Raw genomic sequence first — 16,629 nt, 5'->3', positions numbered from 1 at the left:
TGCCTGCGCAGCGGTGAGACCGTTCGGTCTCCGGCTCAGGCTAATTCCCAGCAGTCACCCGGCCCGTGGGCTCACCGGTACATCCCCGGTGCCTCGACCGCCGTCCCCGCCCAGCGGGGCCCGGCCCGAGGAGCAGCCCACGGGCCGTCTGCGTTCCCTCGCGCTTCCGGGGGCCCCCGGGGCCCCCGGGGCTCACGGGCGCTTCGGTGGGAAGCCGTGGCGGCGGGCCAGGGTGGCGACGGTGAGGACGGGCAGCAGCAGGGCGAGGGCGAACCAGGGGAAGGCTCCGGGGCCGGAGAGGTCGAGCAGGAGTCCGCCGACGGCGCCCCCGAGGCCCATCGAGGTGTTCCAGGTGGCGACCAGCAGGGTCTGCGCGCGGTCTCCGCCGGCGTCGGCGGCGGCGGTCTGGAACAGCGGGGCGACGGCGCCCCAGCCGAGGCCCCAGAGGGCGGCGGCGAGCAGCACCAGGGGTGCGGCGGGGGCGGGCAGCAGCAGGAGTCCGAGGGCGGCGAGGACGGCGGCGGTGGCGGCGAGCGTGAGGTGGCGCAGCCGCCGGTCGACGAGGGCGCCGGTGACGGCGAGCCCGGCGACCGAGGCGAGGCCGAGGACCAGCAGCACCAGGTCGCGGCGGTCGGCCATCCCGTAGTGGTCGAGCAGCGCGGCGATGTAGGTGTAGAGCACGTTGTGGGCGAGGACGAACGCGCCGACCACGAACAGCACGGGCCGGACGCCGGGCAGCCGGAGCGCGCCGAGCAGGGGTTCGGTGCGGCCGGCCCGGCGGCCGGGGGCGTCGGGGACGGCGGCGGCGAGCCACAGCAGCAGGCCGCCGGCGAGGACGGCGACCAGCCCGAAGGTGGGCCGCCAGCCGATCAGGTGCCCGGACCAGGTGCCGAGCGGGATGCCGAGGGAGAGCGCCAGCGGGACGCCGATGCCGGTGACGGCGATCGCCCGTCCGTGCAGTGCCGACGGGGTCAACCGGCGCGCGTAGCCGACGAGTTCGGACCAGATCGCGGCGACGGCGACACCGGCGGCGATCCGGGCGGCCATGGTGAGCGGGTAGGACGGGGAGAGTGCGGTGACGGCGTTGGCGACCAGCAGGACGGCGACGGCGGCGAGTACGAGGCGCTTGCGGGACCAGTGCGCGGTGGCCCGGACGAGCGGGATCGCGGAGAGTCCGGTGGCGAGGGCGTAGGCCGTGAGCGACTGGCCCATGGCGGATTCGGAGACCCGCAGGTCGTGGGCCATCTCGGGCAGGACGCCGGCGGGCAGCGCCTCGGTGACGATGCCGAGGAAGGCGGCGGTGGCGAGGGCCAGCAGCGGGGACCAGCGCAGGCCCCGGGCGGGGGTCAAGGGCGCGGTGGAGGACGGGAGTTCGGTGTGGATCGCGGTCATGCCGCTATCCTCGAACCCTGACATCGATGTGAAGGTCAAGTCCTTCCGGCGGACGGGAGACGCGGATGCGGATCGGCGAACTGGCGGACCGGGCTGGGGCCTCGCCCCGGCTGCTGCGCTACTACGAGGAGCAGGGCCTGCTGAAGCCGGGCCGTTCGGCGAACGGCTACCGGGAGTACGACGAGGCGCTGGTGGAGCGCGTCCGGCAGATCCGTTCGCTGCTGGACTCGGGCCTGTCCACCCGGACCATCCGGGAGGTGCTGCCGTGCCTGACCAGCGGCCAGTACCACGTCCGGGGCGCCACCCCGGAGACGCTGGCGGCGCTGGAGCACGAGCACCGGCAGCTCGCCGATCGGGTGGAGTGCCTGTCCCGCAGCCGGGACGCGGTGGCTGCGTACCTGCGGGCGGTGCACGAGCTGCGGGAGACCCCCGCCCCGGCAGGTGCCTGCTGACGGGCCCGCTCCGGCGGGCGCCTGCTGACGGGACGGCCGTCACCGTGCCGGGTTCAGCACCAGGATGCGGTGGGGCGGGGTGGTGGTCAGGACGCGGCTGGCGATCCGGTGGTGCCGGAGGGCGGCGCGGAGTTCGGTGAGGTGCGGGCAGAGGCTGCCGGTGTGGTCGTACAGCGGGAAGATCCTGGCCTCGCCGTCGGGGGCGGTGACCCGGGCGAGTTCGCGCAGGGCGCGGAACTGGTCGGCGGGGGTGAACAGCGCCGGGTGGGCGAACAGCAGGTAGGAGCTGAGGGTGAGGGCGAAGCAGCCGTCGGCGAACGGGAGTCGGGGCAGCGCGGCGGCCGGGTAGTGCCCGGGGTGGGCGGCGGCGTCGGCGGTGAACAGCCGACGGGCGCGGTCCCAGCTGCGCAGGTACTTGTCGGGGCTGCGTCGGCCGCGGGCGGTGCGGGGGAGGTGGTGGGCGGGGTCGCCGCAGATCGCGCCGGCCATGGTGTCGCGGCCGGCGGCGGCGAGTTCGGCGAGGCGGCGGGGGCCTAGCGCGTAGCCGGGGTCGACGGCGACCACCCGGCAGCCGAGCGCGCGGGCCTCGGCGGCGAACGCGGCGGCCCCGCCGGGGCAGTCCAGCAGCGGTCCGGGCAGGTGGCGCAGGTCGGCGCGGGTGAGGCCGAAGTAGGCGCAGTACTCGTCGAGCGGCCGGGAGGTGATCAGCACGGGCGCGCGGCGGTCCACGGGGCGGGCGGCGCTGACCGGGCTCATCGTCGCTGCTCCTCCGGGCGTTCGACGGGAGGCGTTCGACGGGCCCGGGGTGCGGCCCGGGCCCGTGGTCATCCGACCACGGGCCCGGCGGTGGCGCATGTTCAGCGGCCGGCCAGCAGGGCGCGGGCGGCGAGGCGGTTGGCGCCGTTGAGGGCGCGGACCAGCTGCGGGGTGAGCAGGACGAAGAGCAGGCCGATCAGGCTGACGCCGGCGATCTGGAACGGCGAGGTGATGTCGTAGACGTGGTGGACGCCGTGCGAGTCCGTCCAGTTGGCGACCCGGTAGCCGTCCCAGTCGGTGTAGCGGCCGAACACCCACTGGTAGGCGGGGAACAGCAGGAGCGACCAGCCGACGGTGAAGAAGACGGTGGAGAGCGTGAAGCTGAGGATCGCCCAGGGGAACATGGCGAACTGGTAGAACGCGCCCTTCCAGCCGACCGGGTCGGCGAGCCGGGCGGTGATCGCGCCCCAGACGCCCTCGCGGCCGGCCGTCACCTCGCGCGGCTCGGGCAGGTCGAGGTCGAGCAGGGTGCGGATCCGGAAGCGTTCGGCGGCGCCGAAGCCGCGGCCGGCGATCGTCAGCAGGGCGAGCACGGGCAGGCCGAGCATGGTGATGGCGAGGCCGAGGCCGGTGGCGAACAGCGAGACGACGACGGAGAAGCCGAGTATGGCGACGGGCAGGCCGCTGAGCGCGAAGCCGAGTTCCCGGAACGCGGCCCGGGAGATCGGGGCGCGCCAGAACCCGGGCCGGGTGGGGTGGTTGCCGGTGGTGGCACGGTACGCAGCGGTGGACATCCGCGGTCCTTCGGTGGTCGGGGTCGGCGCCGCCGGTCGGCGGCGCCGGGCACCCTTCAAAGGTGCCGCACCGGACCCGGTCGCCGGTATGAGGCCTGCTGCCGAGTTCGGGGTGGGGTTATCCCCCGGCTCGCAATACGGCCAGGCCCCGCCACTCGGGGGCGAGCAGCGCGTACTGGAGGGCGTCGTGCCAGCTGCCGCCCCAGTGGGACTCGGCGCGGATCCGGCCCTCGTACTGGAAGCCGGCCCTGGTCAGCACCCGGGCGGCGGCCGGGTTGGCGGGGTCGGTACGGGCGAACAGCCGGTGCAGGCCGAGGGTGTCGAAGCCGAGCGTGCACAGCAGCCCGGTGACCTCCCCGGCGTAGCCGCGACCCCAGGTGTCGGGGCGCAGCACGCAGCCGAGCTGGGCGGCGTGCTCGCCCTCGCGGGTGAGCGCGGCCTGGCCGATCGGCTCGCCCGCGGGGTCGTCGACGGCCAGCCGGTAGTGCTGCCGGGGCTCCTGTTCGGCCTCGTCGAGGTAGAGCTCGATCTGGTCGGCGCACTCCTCGAAGTCGGCGCTGTCGAACGGGAGATGGCGGACCGCCAGGGAGTCGCCGTGGACGGCGTGCAGGGCGGCGACCTCCTCAGGGGTGTGCCGGTACTCCCGCAGGGTGAGCCGGGGGCCGGTGAGCCGGACGGTTTCCATGGCAGTCGACCCTACCGGTGGGCCCCGCGCGGACCGGCTACCGTACCGGGGTGGACGACGAAGACCTGCACCTGCTCCCCCGTACCCGTGCCGCCGACCTGCTGGACTGGGCGGCCGAGGAGGGTTTGGAGGCGGTGCCCGAGCCGGCGGTGCAGACCGTCCTGACCCTGCTGGAGCTGGGCGGCGCCCGGCTGCACGACGGTTTCCCGGAGCTGTCCTCGCCGGTGCTGGAGCACCTGCTGTACGAGCAGCTGCACCTGTACGTCCAGCCGGACGGCGACGCCTGGGCCTACCCGGCGGCGGTGCGGCTGCTGATCGAGCACCAGCGGGCGGCGCGGCGGCTGAACGCCAAGCGGCTGGAGAAGCTGCGCGAGGAGACCGACTGGCAGGGCCAGGTGCTGGTGGACTCGCTGCTGCTCCGCTCCGACCTGCTGACCTGGCCCCGGCTGTACACGCTGCTGCTGCGCGCGGACGGCGTGCCGGTGGACGATCTCGACCGGGTGCGGGGCTGGCTGGAGGAGTTCCGGGCGCTGGACGTCGAGGAGCGCTTCGCCGCCTACGAGCGGGTGCCGGGGGTGGAGCCGGACGGCGGCTGGGGCCCGGAGCGGGCGCTGCTGGTCGGGGTGTCCACGGACGGCGCGCGTCGGCTGCTGGAGCAGGGCCTGATGCGGCGCAGCTACCGCAACCTGGCCGAGCTGAACGCCCGCGGCCTGCCGATGCCGGACGAACTCGCCGGAGAGTTCGAGGAGTTCGAGGAGGCCGTGGCGCAGGCCGCGATCGACCTGTGCGGCGAGTGGACGGTGCCGGGGCTGGCCCGGCTGCTGCTGGAGGAGTTCCCGGAGCTGGCGCCCGAGGTGTACTAGGGCTGTCCGGCCGATCGTGCCGAACAGGCCCTGACTCCCGGGCGCCGTCGAGAACCTACGGCTGCAGGCCGAGCTGCTGGAGCCAGGGCAGCGGGTCGATCGGGGCGCCGCCGCCGGGGCGGACCTCCAGGTGGAGGTGCGGGCCGGTGACGTTGCCGGTGGCGCCGACCGCGCCGAGCAGGGTGCCGGGGGCGACCTGACCGGAGGCGGTGGCGATCCGGGAGAGGTGGCAGTACCAGAGCTCGGTGCCGTCGGGGAGGGTCTGGATGACCCGGTAGCCGTAGGGGCCGGACCAGCCCGCCGAGGTGACGGTGCCTCCGGTGACGGCGGTGACGGGGGTGCCGGTGCGGGCGGCGAAGTCCAGGCCGGTGTGCAGGTGCGCCCAGTGCGAGCCGGACTGCGCGAAGTGCGCGGTCAGCTGGTAGCCGGCCACCGGCAGGTTGTGCGCGGCGCGTTCGGCCTCGGCCTGCTGGGCGGCGCGCTTGGCCTCGGCGTCCTGTGCGGCGGCGATCCGGGCGTTCTCGTCGGCGGCGGTGCGCTGGCCGTCGGCCTGCTGCTGGATGCGGGCGGCGAGGGCGAGGCCGGGGTCGCCGGCGAGCAGCCCGTCGGAGGCCTCGTCGGCGGCGGTGACGGCCACCGGGGCGGCGGCCTGCGCGGGGACGGCGGTGAGGGCGCCGAGCGCCGCGGTCATCGCGGTGACGCCCAGCAGGGGCGCGCCGGCGCGGGACTGACGGGGCAGCCGGTGCCGGGCGGCTTCCGGCTCGACCGGGTGGTCGAGCAGCTGGGTGCCGGTGCTCTCGGTGTAGGTCGACGCCACGGGGGCGTGCTCCTTCCTTCCATGTCGCCGACCGGGTTAGCTGACGGGTTCGGAGGTGGAAGGTCTCCTACGGTCGGGCCCAGGGCCGTCCCGATTCACCCCGGTGGAACGTGGTTCCCCGGCTCCTGGGACACCCCGGGGGGCGTGCCCAAGTGGATTAGGCGTGGCGCACGGTGCCGCATGGTTACGGCGTTGCCGACCGCGCTGCGTTATCAAACGTTAATCCTATGGACCCCATGATTCCAAGCGCCTCCTGCGAGACGGTGAAGATTCCCTGACGCCCTATGGGCGATTTGTGACGATTCGCCAGGGGAGAGATGACGGATGGTGACCGCGCGGATGAGTATCCGTACTCACGCCCCGCTCCCGGGCCGACGGGAGCCTGGTGCCATGACCGCACGCGTTCCGAACCGGACCACCTCCGCCTACTTCCTGCAGGCCGCCGCCTCCTTCGCGCTGGCCACCGTCGCGCTCGCCCTCGGGATCGCCTACCTGCCGGTGAGCGCCTGGGTGCGCGCCTTCCTCTCCGTCGGACTGCTGTACGCGATCACCTCCGCGTTCACGCTGGCCAAGGTGGTCCGGGACCGCCAGGAGGAGGGCGCGATCACCAGCCGGGTGGACCAGGCCCGACTGGAGAAGCTGCTCTCCGAGCACGACCCGTTCAAGGTGGACGGCGTCTGATCCCGCCCCGGGTTGACGGCTAAGGCTATTAGCCTTAGCTTTGTGGCTATCGGCAGTCGGCCGGGCCTCCGGTGCCCGGCGCGCCGCGACGCCCGCCCAGGAGGCCCGCGATGAACAGCACCCCCGGAACCACCCGGTACCTCGACGTGGTCGGCGGCCGGATCGCCTACGACGACGCCCCCGGCGCCGGCGCCCCGGTCGTCCTGCTGCCCGGCATGCTCGACAAGCGGGCCGCCTACCGGTACCTGGTGCCGCTGCTGACCGCCGCCGGGCACCGGGTGGTCACCATGGACCTGCGCGGCCTCGGCGAGTCCTCCACCGGCTTCACCGACCACACGCCCGCCGCGATCGCCGAGGACCTGGTCGCCCTGCTCGACCACCTCGACCTGCGCGGCGCCGTCCTGGCCGGCAGCTCGTACACCGGCGCCACCGTGGTCCGGGCGGCCGCGCTCGCCCCCGGCCGCACCGCCGGTGTGGTGCTGATCGACGCCTTCGTCGAGAACCTGCCGCTGAACGCCGTCCAGAAGGCGATGTTCGGCCTGGTCGGCCCGCTGGTGGCCCGGTTCCCCGGCCTCTGGAGCGCGCTGCAGAAGTTCTACTTCCCGACCGAGCGGCCCGCCGACTTCGACGCCTACCGGGCCGGCCTCGCCGCGATGCTGCGCGAGCCCGCCCGGAAGGCCGCGGTGCGCGGCTACCTGGCGGGCGACTCCGCGCCGGTCGGCTGGTGCGAGGCCGTCGACGTCCCCGCGCTGGTGCTGATGGGCAGCAAGGACCCCGATTTCCCGAACCCCGAGCTGATCGCCGACCGGCAGGCCGCCGCACTGCGCGGCCGTAAGGTGATGATCGGGAACGCCGGCCACTACCCGATGGCCAGCCACCCGCAGGCGGTCGCCGACGCCCTGCTCCCCTTCCTGAACGAGCTGAACGAGGTCGCCCGCTGATGGCCCGCGCCGGACTCTCCCCCACCGCCGTCGTGGACCACGCCCTCGGCCTGATCGACGCGCAGGGCGCCGAGGCGCTCACCCTGGCCGGCGTCGCCGCCCGGGCCGGGGTCGCCACCCCGTCGCTGTACAAGCACGTCGCCGGCGGGCTGCCCGAGCTGCGCCGCCTGGTCGCCGTCCGCATCCTGGGCGACCTCACCGACCACCTGGCCGCCGCCGTCCTCGGCCACTCCCGCGACGAGGCGGTCGCCGCCCTGCTCACCGCGTACGCCGGGTACGCCACCGCCTTCCCGCGCCGGTACGCGGCGCTGCCGCAGGCGCCCGACCCGGACCCGGAGCTGACCGCGGCCGGCGAGCGGCTGGTGAGCGTGCTGTTCGCCGTCCTGCGCGGGTACGGCCTGGAGGGGTCCGAGGCGGTGCACGCCGCGCGCTCGCTGCGCGCCGTCGCCCACGGGTACGCCTCGTTGACCACGGCGGGGGCGTTCCAGCTCGCCGAGGGCCTGGACGTGACGCTGGAGCGGCTGACCGGGGTGCTGGTCGACGGCCTCGGCGACTGGCCGGGCGGGCGCGCCGCGTGACCTGACGGGGGGTCGGCGCGTTCTACCCGGTATGAAGAAGCGCAGCCTGCTCGCCTTTGCCTCGCTCGCCGTCGGCGTGGTCGCCTCGCTCACCGCGCCCAGCGCCCAGGCCACCCACGAGCACGCGGGTGGCAGCACCCCGCACACCGACACCCTGTCCGCCCCGGACCGGCCGCTCGTCGAGGACGCCCAGGAGGCCGACCGGCAGGCCTGACCGCAGCTCCCATCAGCGCGTATCTCCGGCACGCGCCCCTCTGCACGATTTCACAACCGCTCCCCCACGGTTTCGCCACCATTGGTGCGTAACACTGTCCTGCGGTCGGGAAGTCATACCGCGTGAAGACCTTCCACGGTTTGACCGAGACAGCACGGAGGACAGCGCAATGCCGCAGGCGACTCAGCGCATCGAGCCCGGCACGGGACTGATCCCCGCCCCGCGGACCGCCCCCGACGGAGCGACCGCCGCCACGCCGCGCGAGGAGCCGCAGCCGGAGGGCTGGCGGGCGGCGCTCGCACGCGGATTCGCGGTGGCTCGATCCATGCGCTCGCTGCGGCCGGTGGCGGCGCGGGGCCAGCAGTCGTACGGCGAGGCCGACGGTCAGTAGGCGTCCGACTCCGCCGGTTCTGTCCGATATTGGTGTGCTCTGAATACCAATGATTTGATCAGTTCATACGTAGGTAGGAACTCCGCCCTAGAATTCGGCGAGTGACGACCACTCAATGGTGCCTGGCAGCAGCCGCATTGCTCGCCCTTCTCGCTCTCGCGGCCACCGCTCGGTCCCGCGCCGTCACCCGAACCCTGCGCGGTCGGCTGGCCGTTGCCGAGGAGGAACTCGCCACCACCCGCGACCGGCTGGCCGCCGAACTGGCCGACCGTCAGGCCGGTGCGGAGTCGGCGCTGCGCGAACAGGAGATGAACGCGGCCACCCGCCGCGCCTTCCTCAGCGTGGCCCGCCGCATCCTCGTCATGGCGCACGACCAGCAGGCCGGCCTGGACGAGATGGAGCGCACCCACGACGACCCGGTGCTGCTCGAAGGCCTGCTGCGCGCCGACCACGCGGCCGCCCAGCAGGCCCGGCTCGCGCAGACCCTGGCGGTGCTCTGCGGCTCCCGCGCCGGCCGGCACTGGCCGGAGCCGGTCTCGCTGGAGGACGTGGTGCGCGGCGCCCAGTCGCGCATCCTGCCGTTCCAGCGGGTGGTCGTGAACAGCCGGGTGGACACCGCCGTGCTCGGCGCCGCCGCCGAGGCACTGATCCACGCGGTGGCCGAGCTGCTGGACAACGCAACCCGGTACTCGCCGCCCAGCTCGCAGGTCTACGTCACGCTGATGCCGGTCCACAACGGCGCGGTGATCGAGATCGACGACTGCGGCGTCGGCATGACCGAGGTGACGGTCGCCAAGGCGGGCGCGGCGATGTCCGGCGGCGGCTCGCTGGAGGTGTCCCGGATCGGCGAGGTCCCGCAGCTGGGTCTGGCCGCGGTCGGCCGGCTCGCGGAGCAGTACGGCTTCCGGGTCACCGTGAACTCCGCGCCCTCGCCGTACGGCGGTGTGCGGGTGGTCGTGCTGCTGCCGTCCGCCCTGCTCACCGACCCGCTGTCGGTGCCCGTGAGCAGCGTCCGCAGCGAGCCGGTGGTCGCGGCGCCGCCGGCGTCCCGTCCGTCCGTCGCCGCCACGGACCCCGGGCGGACGGTCGTTCCCACGCAGGGCGGCGGCCTGCCGCGGCGGGTCAACCGCCGGGGCAGCGCCCCGCAGCAGCAGACCGGGTCCCGGGCCGAGGAGCAGCCCGCGCCGCCGCCGCGCTGTGCGCGCGAGGCGCAGACGTTCATGTCGATGTTCCAGGCCGGGACCGCGAGCGGCCGTTCGGCCGCGCAGCAGGACCGGCGGCCCGAGCAGGGCCGCCACGACGCATTCCCCGCTTCCCCCCAACTTCCCCAGCGCTCGGGAGACTCCCATGACCACAACCCCTGATCTCGGCTGGCTGCTGACCGACATCGTCACCGTCCCTGAGGTCCAGCACGCCGTCGTGGTGTCCAACGACGGCCTGGAGATGGGCCGCAGCCCGAAGATCGGCCGGGACGACGCCGAGCGGCTGGCCGCCGCCTGCTCCGGACTGCAGTCGCTGTCCCGGGGCGTGGCGCAGGGCTTCGGCGACGGGCCGACCCGTCAGATCATCATCGAGTTCGGCGGCGGGTACCTGTTCGTGGTCGCCGCGGGCGCCGGCACCCACCTGGCGGTGCTGGCCGGCGAGGCGGTCGACGCGGGCCTGGTGGCGTACCAGATGCAGACCCTGGTCGAGCGGATCGGCAGCCACCTGACCGCGGCACCGCGGCAGCAGCACGCCTCCGCCGGGGACCTGCGGTGAGGCGGGGGCCGGTCCGGCCTTACGTGATCACCGGCGGCCGCAGCCGGGCCAGCCGCAACGTGCTGGAGTTCGAGAGCCTGGTGCGGACCCTGCCGGGGGCCGCGGTCGACCGTACGGCCTTGAACCGTGAGCAGCAGTCGATCCTGGCGCTGTGCCGGGAACTGCTGTCGATAGCCGAGGTGGCCGCCCACCTCGGCCTGCCGATCAGTGTGGTGAAGGTGCTGCTCGGCGATCTCTTGGACCTCGGGGCCGTACAGGTCCTGCCGCCGGTGCGGCAGGCCGAGCAGGTCTCGCTCTCGCTGCTCGAGGAGGTGCTGGTTGGCCTCCGACAGCTCCGTTGAGCCGACCTATCTGCCGTCCACCGTCCAGGGGGCGGTCAAGATCCTGGTCACCGGCCCGTTCGGGGTCGGCAAGACCACGCTGGTCGGTGCGCTGAGCGAGATCACTCCGCTGCGCACCGAGGAGACGATGACCACGGCCGGCGCCGACGTGGACGACCTGACGGGCCGTCCGCAGAAGACCACCACCACGGTGGCGCTGGACTTCGGCCGGATCACCCTGAACCAGCACCTGGCGCTGTACCTGTTCGGCACGCCCGGTCAGCAGCGGTTCTGGCCGCTGTGGGAGGACCTGTCGCACGGCGCGCTGGGCGCGATCGCACTGGTGGACTCCCGCCGGATCGAGGAGTCCTTCGACATCCTCGGCCTGTTGGAGGAACACCGCATCCCGTTCGCGGTGGCCGTCAACGTCTTCCCCGACACCCCCGACTACCCGGACGAGGAACTGCGGGCCGCCCTCGACCTGCTGCCCGAGGTGCCGATCCTGGCCTGCGACGTCCGCGACGAGGACGCCGCGCGCCGGCTGCTGATCGACTTCGTGGACCACCTGCGGTCCGCCGCCCTGGAGCTGCCATGACCGTCCCCGACCACCGGGCGGCCGCTGCCGGCTGCCCGTACACCAGCGACCGGGGCAACCCGCTGTACGGGGCGGCGGTCGCCGAGAACCCGCACAGCCTGTACGCCCGGCTGCGCGCCCAGCACGGCCCGGTCGCGCCGATCGAGCTGGAGCCGGGGGTCGAGGCCTGGCTGGTGCTCGGCTACCAGGAGATGCTCGAACTGACCCGCAACGAGGCGCTGTTCTCCAAGGACTCGCGGCGCTGGCGGGTGCAGCAGGAGGGCCGGCTGCGGGCCGACTCGCACCTGATCCCGATGACCATGTGGCGCCCCACCCTGCAGAGCATGGACGGCGCCGCGCACCACCGGCTGTCCAGCGCGGTCGCCGACACGCTGGGGATGGTCGACCATCACCAGCTGCGGGAGACCACCGAGGAGGCCGCGCTCGCGCTGATCGAGAGCTGGGGCCCGGACGGCACCGCCGACCTGGTCGCCCAGTTCACCCGACGGCTGCCGCTGCTGGTGTTCACCCGGCAGCTCGGCCTGCCCCCGGAGGACGGCCCGCGCCTGGTCGGGCTGATCACCGACCTGGTCGACAGCAGCAAGGACTCGCAGCGCGCCGCCGCCGAGTTCTTCGGCCTGCTGATGGACCTGGTGGTCAGCCGGCGCGCGCAGCCCGGCGCCGACCTGGTGTCCTGGCTGCTGGCCCACCCGGCCGGGCTCAGCGACGAGGAGATGGTGCACAACCTGATGGTGATGCTGGTGGCCGGCAACGAGTCGTCCATCAACTGGATCGGCAACACCGTCCGGCTGCTGCTCACCGACCGCCGCTTCCGCACCACCCTGACCGGCGGCCGGGCGACCGTCTCGGACGCCCTCGACGAGGTGCTGTGGCGCGACCCGCCGGTGCAGAACTTCCCCGGCCGGTGGGCGGTCTCCGACACCGTGCTGGGCGGCCAGTACATCAGCGCCGGCGACATGCTGGTGCTCGGCCTGGCCGGCGCCAACGACGACCCCGCCGCGCACGGCCCGGACGGCATCTCCGGCAACCGGGCCCACCTCGCCTGGGGCGCCGGCCGGCACGTCTGCCCCGCGCAGGACCCGGCCCGGCTCATCGTCGAGACCGCGATCGAGACCCTGCTTCACTGCCTTCCGGACCTCCAACTCGCCATCCCGGCCCACGAGTTGAAGTGGCGCCCGTCGCCCTGGTCGCGCGCCCTGGTCAGCCTGCCGGTGCTGTACAGCGCCTTCGTCCCGCCCCGCCCCGCCCCACCCGAGAGGACCGAATGGACACCGCAGAGCAGCTCCAGCCCGTCAGACTCGACCCCGTCGGGGCCGACCAGCACGCCGAGAACGAGCGCCTCCGCGCCAACGGACCGGCCACGCTGGTGGAGCTACCTGGTGGAGTGGTGGTCTGGGCGATAACCCACCACGACACCCTCCAGGAGCTGCTCGCGGACCCGCGGGTCGGCAAGAACGCCAAGCACTGGAACCTGTACCGGGAAGGCCGGCTCCCCGAGGGCTGGCCGCTGATGACCTTCATCACCGTGCCCGGCATGACCACCTCCGACGGCACCGACCACCGCCGCCTGCGCGGCCTGGTCACCCAGGCGCTCACCCCGCGCCGGATCGCCGCCCTGGCCCCCGCCATCGAACAGCGCGTCGCCCGCCTGCTGGACGGCGTCGCCGCCCTCGACGGCGACTTCGACCTGCGCACCCACTTCGCCTACCCGCTGCCCATGCAGGTCATCGGCGAACTCCTCGGCCTCGCCGAGGACCAGCAGGACCGGCTGCACGAGTTCTCCAACACCCTGGTCAGCTCCTCCGCCGAACCCGGCTCCGGCGCGGCCGCCGCGATGGCCCTCGGCGGGCTGCTGGCCCAGGTCGCCGCCGCGAAGCGGGCCGAGCCCGCGGACGACCTCACCACCGCGCTGATCGCCGCCCGCGAGGAGCAGGACCGGCTCAGCGAGGACGAGCTCATCGGCATCCTGATGCAGCTCGTCGTGGCCGGCCACGAGACCACCCTCAACCTGATCTGCAACGCGGTGCGCGCCCTGCTCGCCCACCCCGACCAGCTGGCGCTGGTCCTGGACGGCACCGTCACCTGGTCCGCGGTCGTCGAGGAGACGCTGCGCTACGACGGCCCGGTCGGCCAGTTCCCGATGCGCTACGCCATCGAGGACATCCAGGTCGGCGACGTCCTGATCCGGCAGGGCGAGGCCATGCTCGCCTCGTACGCCGCGGTCGGCCGCGACTCCGGCCACTACCAGGACGCCGACCGCTTCGACCTGACCCGCACCAACAACCGCCACCTGGCGCTCGGGCACGGGCCGCACTTCTGCATCGGCTCCGCGCTGGCCCGACTGGAGGCCGAGACGGCGCTGCGCGAGCTCTTCGCCCGCTTCCCCGGCCTCCGCATGGCCGACGGCGCGGACCCGCGACCGATCGCCTCCTTCGTCAGCAACAGCGTCAGCACCCTGCTGGTCCGCACCTCCTGACCCTCCCCGTCGCCGCCCCCGCCGGGTCACCACACGTGACCGGGCGGGGGCGGCTCTCGTTGCACCGGCATGAAGAAGCTCACCGCGCTCGCCGCCCTCACCCTCTCCGGCCTCGCCCTCGGCGCGACGCCGGCTGCCGCCGCCGCCCCGATCCTCCAGGTCAGCGGCCTCGACGAGATCCACGGGATGGAGAACGGCTACCTCGACGGCATGCCCCCCGCGTCCGAACTCTGCCACCGCGACCTCGCCAACTACCCGATCGTCGGCGAGACGGTCGACCGCACGACGGGGGTGTGCGAGGCGCTGGGCGCGAGCCTCGACCGGCACTGACCACCCGGGGCGCGAAACCAGGTGGTGGTGCTCTCCCTGAATTCGCGCCCCGCCATGTCCTGCTTCGACCGTTATCGTCGGCTTCGTCCGAAAGTTCCCGTGGCGTGAAGGTGGTCCCCGTGGGCAGCGTGGCCGAGCAGATGGTGGAAGTGCTTCAGCAGGCGGGGGTGGAGCGGGTCTACGGGGTGGTGGGGGACAGCCTGAATCCGGTGGTGGATGCGATTCGGCGGGCGGAGGGGATTGCCTGGGTGCACGTCAGGAACGAGGAGGCGGGGGCGTTCGCGGCTGCGGCGGAGGCCGAGCTGACGGGGCGGCTGGCGGTGTGCGCGGGCAGTTGCGGGCCGGGGAACACGCATCTGATCCAGGGGCTGTACGACGCGCATCGCAGCGGGGTGCCGGTGCTGGCGTTGGCGTCGCACATTCCGTCGGCGCAGATCGGGACGGGGTTCTTCCAGGAGACCCATCCGGAGCGGGTGTTCACCGACTGCAGTGCCTGGTGCGAGCTGCTGTCGAACCCGGCGCAGCTGCCGCGGCTGCTGCGGGTGGGTGTCCAGCACGCGCTGGGCGCCCGCGGCGTCTCGGTGCTGGCGTTCCCGGGCGACATCGCGGCGTTGCCCGCCCCGTCCCCGACCGGCCGTTCGACGTTCCTGACCGAGCAGGCGGTGGCCGCGCCGCCGTGGTCGCAGGTGCAGGCGCTCGCGGAGGCGCTGAACGCGGCGGCGACGGTGGCGGTGTTCGCGGGGGCGGGGGTGCGGGGCGCGCACGAGGAGGTGATGAAGCTCGCGGGCGTGCTGCAGGCACCGGTGGGGCATTCGTTGCGCGGCAAGGAGTGGGTGCAGTTCGACAGTCCGTACGACGTCGGGATGAGCGGGCTGCTCGGCTACGGCGCATGCCACGAGGCGTTGCACGAGGCCGAGTTGGTGCTGCTGCTGGGCACCGACTTCCCGTACGACTCGTTCCTGCCGCAGGCCCGCACCGTGCAGGTGGACCACGACGCGACCCGGCTGGGCCGGCGGACGGCGTTGGAGCTGGCGGTGCACGGGGATGTCGCGGCGACGCTGCGGGCGGTGCTGCCGCTGCTGGAGCAGAAGGCCGACCGGTCCTTCCTGGACGGCATGTTGACGCGGCACTGCCGGGCGCTGGAGACGGTGGTCGGGGCGTACACCAAGGGCATCGAGAAGCACCGGCCGATCCACCCGGAGTTCGTGGCGTCGGTGCTGGACGAGGTGGCGGCGGACGACGCGGTGTTCACCGTGGACACCGGCATGTGCAACGTCTGGGCGGCCCGCTACCTGACGCCGAACGGGCGGCGGCGGGTGATCGGTTCGTTCCTGCACGGCTCGATGGCGAACGCGCTGCCGCACGCGATCGGGGCCCAACTGGCGTTCCCGGGGCGGCAGGTGGTGTCGATGTCGGGCGACGGCGGGCTCGGCATGCTGCTGGGCGAGCTGCTGACGGTGGCCAAGCACCGGCTGCCGGTGAAGACCGTGGTGTTCAACAACGGGGCGCTCGGGATGATCAAGCTGGAGATGCTGGTCTCCGGCTACCCGGAGTGGGAGATCGACAACGGCGACGTGGACTACGCGGCGATCGCCCGGGCCTGCGGCATCCCGGCGAAGCGGGTGACCGACCCGGCGAAGGTCCGCGAGGTGCTGGTCGACGCGCTGGAGCGGCCCGGCCCCGCGCTGGTGGACGTGGTCACCGACCCGAACGCGCTGTCCATCCCGCCGCGGATCACGGCCGCCCAGGTCAAGGGCTTCGCGCTGGCCGCCGGACGGACGGTGCTGAGCGGCGGCGTCGGCAAGATGGTCGACCTGGCCCGGTCCAACCTGCGCAATGTGCCGCGCCCCTGACCTGCGGCTGCGGGCCGGATAAGGGCCGAGGAGACTGGGGAACGAAGGGGGAAGTCACCCGGTTTGCCTGTGGGGCAAGTTTGTTGCCTGTGAGGCACGGAGGGTGTGGACTGGAGTCATGACAGACAGTCCACCGGTCGACGAGCACGAGGTCGCGGGCCTCGGCGCGCGACTCCGGGAGCAGCGGGTCTCCAGCCGGCTCACGCTGGAGGCGGCGGCGGCCCGGGTCGGCCTCTCGCCAGCCTACTTGTCGCGCCTGGAGACCGGGAGGCGTCAGCCGTCGCTGCCGGTGCTGCTCGGCCTCGCCCGGGCGTACGGGACCAGCGTGTCCGGGCTGCTCGGCGAGCAGGTGGCCGAGCCCGATCCGGTGATCCGCGGCGGCGTCGTCGAGCCCGGCCGGGCCGGCGGCTGGGGGTACCGGCGCGCCGGCGCCCCGGGCCGGGCCATGCAGGCGCTGCGGGTGCACGTCCCGCCGAGCTCGCAGGACGCCGTGGTGCGGGTGCACCCCGGCGAGGAGTGGCTGTACGTCACCAAGGGCCGGATGAAGCTCACCCTGGGCGACCGGGTGCACCTGCTCGGCGAGGGCGACTCGGCGCACTTCGACTCGCTCACCCCGCACTGCATCGCGGCCGACTCCGACACCGGACTCGACCTGATCTTCGTCCACACCCTGCTGCAGAGCCCCGCCGGCGACCTGTGCCTCGGCGACGCACCGCGCCTGTAGCCCCCGAAC

General features: G+C 73.7%; 21 protein-coding genes and 1 riboswitch. Of the genes, 16 read left to right on the top strand and 5 right to left on the bottom strand.

All coding sequences use genetic code 11. The features are described from left to right. Positions 1–192: 192 nt before the first annotated feature. Positions 193–1,392: an MFS transporter gene (locus tag ACFV4P_RS25780; RefSeq protein ID WP_380474917.1), complete on the bottom strand. Its 1,200-nt coding sequence runs from the start codon at positions 1,390–1,392 to the stop codon at positions 193–195. Between the two features lie 65 nt (positions 1,393–1,457). Here ACFV4P_RS25780 and ACFV4P_RS25775 point away from each other — a divergent pair, with 65 nt between their 5' ends. Continuing rightward, positions 1,458–1,844, top strand: a complete 387-nt coding sequence (locus tag ACFV4P_RS25775; RefSeq protein ID WP_380474915.1) for a MerR family transcriptional regulator — start codon at positions 1,458–1,460, stop codon at positions 1,842–1,844. 39 nt (positions 1,845–1,883) lie between these two features. Here ACFV4P_RS25775 and ACFV4P_RS25770 read toward each other — a convergent pair whose 3' ends face one another. The 3 genes from ACFV4P_RS25770 to ACFV4P_RS25760 all read right to left on the bottom strand — a co-directional run bounded on the left by ACFV4P_RS25770 (position 1,884) and on the right by ACFV4P_RS25760 (position 4,079). Further along, positions 1,884–2,600 (bottom strand): class I SAM-dependent methyltransferase, encoded by a 717-nt coding sequence (locus ACFV4P_RS25770; RefSeq protein WP_380474913.1) that lies wholly within the window; start codon positions 2,598–2,600, stop codon positions 1,884–1,886. Positions 2,601–2,701: 101 nt separating this feature from the next. After that, positions 2,702–3,394, bottom strand: coding sequence for a sensor domain-containing protein (locus ACFV4P_RS25765; RefSeq protein WP_380474911.1), 693 nt, complete (start codon positions 3,392–3,394; stop codon positions 2,702–2,704). 118 nt (positions 3,395–3,512) lie between these two features. After that, the gene (locus tag ACFV4P_RS25760; protein ID WP_380474909.1) at positions 3,513–4,079 is read right to left on the bottom strand and encodes a GNAT family N-acetyltransferase; all 567 of its coding nucleotides are present in this window, start codon (positions 4,077–4,079) and stop codon (positions 3,513–3,515) included. Positions 4,080–4,129: 50 nt separating this feature from the next. Between ACFV4P_RS25760 and ACFV4P_RS25755 the strand changes: the two genes are divergently transcribed. Then, on the top strand, positions 4,130–4,942 hold the full coding sequence (locus tag ACFV4P_RS25755) for a hypothetical protein (RefSeq protein WP_380474907.1): 813 nt from the start codon (positions 4,130–4,132) through the stop codon (positions 4,940–4,942). Between the two features lie 55 nt (positions 4,943–4,997). Here the strand turns inward: ACFV4P_RS25755 and ACFV4P_RS25750 are convergent, their stop codons facing one another. Further along, a complete protein-coding gene (locus ACFV4P_RS25750; RefSeq protein WP_380474905.1) occupies positions 4,998–5,759 on the bottom strand; it encodes a M23 family metallopeptidase in 762 nt (253 codons plus the stop codon). Between the two features lie 10 nt (positions 5,760–5,769). Continuing rightward, positions 5,770–5,933: riboswitch (cyclic di-AMP (ydaO/yuaA leader) on the bottom strand. A gap of 216 nt (positions 5,934–6,149) precedes the next feature. Here ACFV4P_RS25750 and ACFV4P_RS25745 point away from each other — a divergent pair. The 14 genes from ACFV4P_RS25745 (at position 6,150) to ACFV4P_RS25680 (ending at position 16,620) form a co-directional block, all read left to right on the top strand. Continuing rightward, on the top strand, positions 6,150–6,440 hold the full coding sequence (locus ACFV4P_RS25745) for a YiaA/YiaB family inner membrane protein (protein WP_380474903.1): 291 nt from the start codon (positions 6,150–6,152) through the stop codon (positions 6,438–6,440). A 110-nt stretch (positions 6,441–6,550) separates the two neighbouring features. After that, complete coding sequence (locus tag ACFV4P_RS25740) at positions 6,551–7,381, top strand: alpha/beta fold hydrolase (protein WP_380474901.1); 831 nt, start codon at positions 6,551–6,553, stop codon at positions 7,379–7,381. Further along, entirely contained in the window at positions 7,381–7,959 is a 579-nt protein-coding gene (locus ACFV4P_RS25735; protein ID WP_380474899.1) for a WHG domain-containing protein, read from the top strand. Before ACFV4P_RS25740 ends, ACFV4P_RS25735 begins: the two co-directional genes overlap by 1 nt. Positions 7,960–7,990: 31 nt before the next feature. After that, positions 7,991–8,173 carry a hypothetical protein gene (locus ACFV4P_RS25730; protein WP_073818404.1) on the top strand — a complete coding sequence of 61 codons (183 nt, stop codon included), beginning with the start codon at positions 7,991–7,993 and terminating at the stop codon, positions 8,171–8,173. 169 nt (positions 8,174–8,342) lie between these two features. After that, on the top strand, positions 8,343–8,564 hold the full coding sequence (locus ACFV4P_RS25725; protein WP_380474897.1) for a hypothetical protein: 222 nt from the start codon (positions 8,343–8,345) through the stop codon (positions 8,562–8,564). Positions 8,565–8,665: 101 nt separating this feature from the next. Then, positions 8,666–9,928 carry an ATP-binding protein gene (locus ACFV4P_RS25720; protein ID WP_380474895.1) on the top strand — a complete coding sequence of 421 codons (1,263 nt, stop codon included), beginning with the start codon at positions 8,666–8,668 and terminating at the stop codon, positions 9,926–9,928. Then, entirely contained in the window at positions 9,912–10,322 is a 411-nt protein-coding gene (locus tag ACFV4P_RS25715; RefSeq protein WP_380474894.1) for a roadblock/LC7 domain-containing protein, read from the top strand. Before ACFV4P_RS25720 ends, ACFV4P_RS25715 begins: the two co-directional genes overlap by 17 nt. A 23-nt stretch (positions 10,323–10,345) precedes the next feature. Continuing rightward, a complete protein-coding gene (locus tag ACFV4P_RS25710) occupies positions 10,346–10,663 on the top strand; it encodes a DUF742 domain-containing protein (protein WP_380474892.1) in 318 nt (105 codons plus the stop codon). Next, on the top strand, positions 10,641–11,237 hold the full coding sequence (locus ACFV4P_RS25705) for an ATP/GTP-binding protein (RefSeq protein WP_380474890.1): 597 nt from the start codon (positions 10,641–10,643) through the stop codon (positions 11,235–11,237). The genes ACFV4P_RS25710 and ACFV4P_RS25705 overlap by 23 nt, the downstream gene beginning before the upstream one ends. Beyond that, positions 11,234–12,640 carry a cytochrome P450 gene (locus ACFV4P_RS25700; protein ID WP_380474888.1) on the top strand — a complete coding sequence of 469 codons (1,407 nt, stop codon included), beginning with the start codon at positions 11,234–11,236 and terminating at the stop codon, positions 12,638–12,640. The genes ACFV4P_RS25705 and ACFV4P_RS25700 overlap by 4 nt, the downstream gene beginning before the upstream one ends. Further along, positions 12,625–13,713: a cytochrome P450 gene (locus tag ACFV4P_RS25695; protein ID WP_380474886.1), complete on the top strand. Its 1,089-nt coding sequence runs from the start codon at positions 12,625–12,627 to the stop codon at positions 13,711–13,713. The genes ACFV4P_RS25700 and ACFV4P_RS25695 overlap by 16 nt, the downstream gene beginning before the upstream one ends. A gap of 69 nt (positions 13,714–13,782) precedes the next feature. Next, a complete protein-coding gene (locus ACFV4P_RS25690; protein ID WP_380474884.1) occupies positions 13,783–14,043 on the top strand; it encodes a hypothetical protein in 261 nt (86 codons plus the stop codon). 140 nt (positions 14,044–14,183) lie between these two features. Beyond that, positions 14,184–15,896 carry a pyruvate dehydrogenase gene (locus ACFV4P_RS25685; protein WP_380474952.1) on the top strand — a complete coding sequence of 571 codons (1,713 nt, stop codon included), beginning with the start codon at positions 14,184–14,186 and terminating at the stop codon, positions 15,894–15,896. A gap of 118 nt (positions 15,897–16,014) precedes the next feature. After that, positions 16,015–16,620 carry a helix-turn-helix domain-containing protein gene (locus ACFV4P_RS25680; RefSeq protein WP_380474882.1) on the top strand — a complete coding sequence of 202 codons (606 nt, stop codon included), beginning with the start codon at positions 16,015–16,017 and terminating at the stop codon, positions 16,618–16,620. The last annotated feature ends 9 nt before the right edge of the window (positions 16,621–16,629 follow it).

It is taken from the genome of Kitasatospora sp. NPDC059795, assembly GCF_042732175.1.
In the GTDB taxonomy this organism is placed as follows: domain Bacteria; phylum Actinomycetota; class Actinomycetes; order Streptomycetales; family Streptomycetaceae; genus Kitasatospora.
Note: the sequence above shows the minus strand (reverse complement) of the source record. Positions and strands in the feature narration are given on the sequence as shown.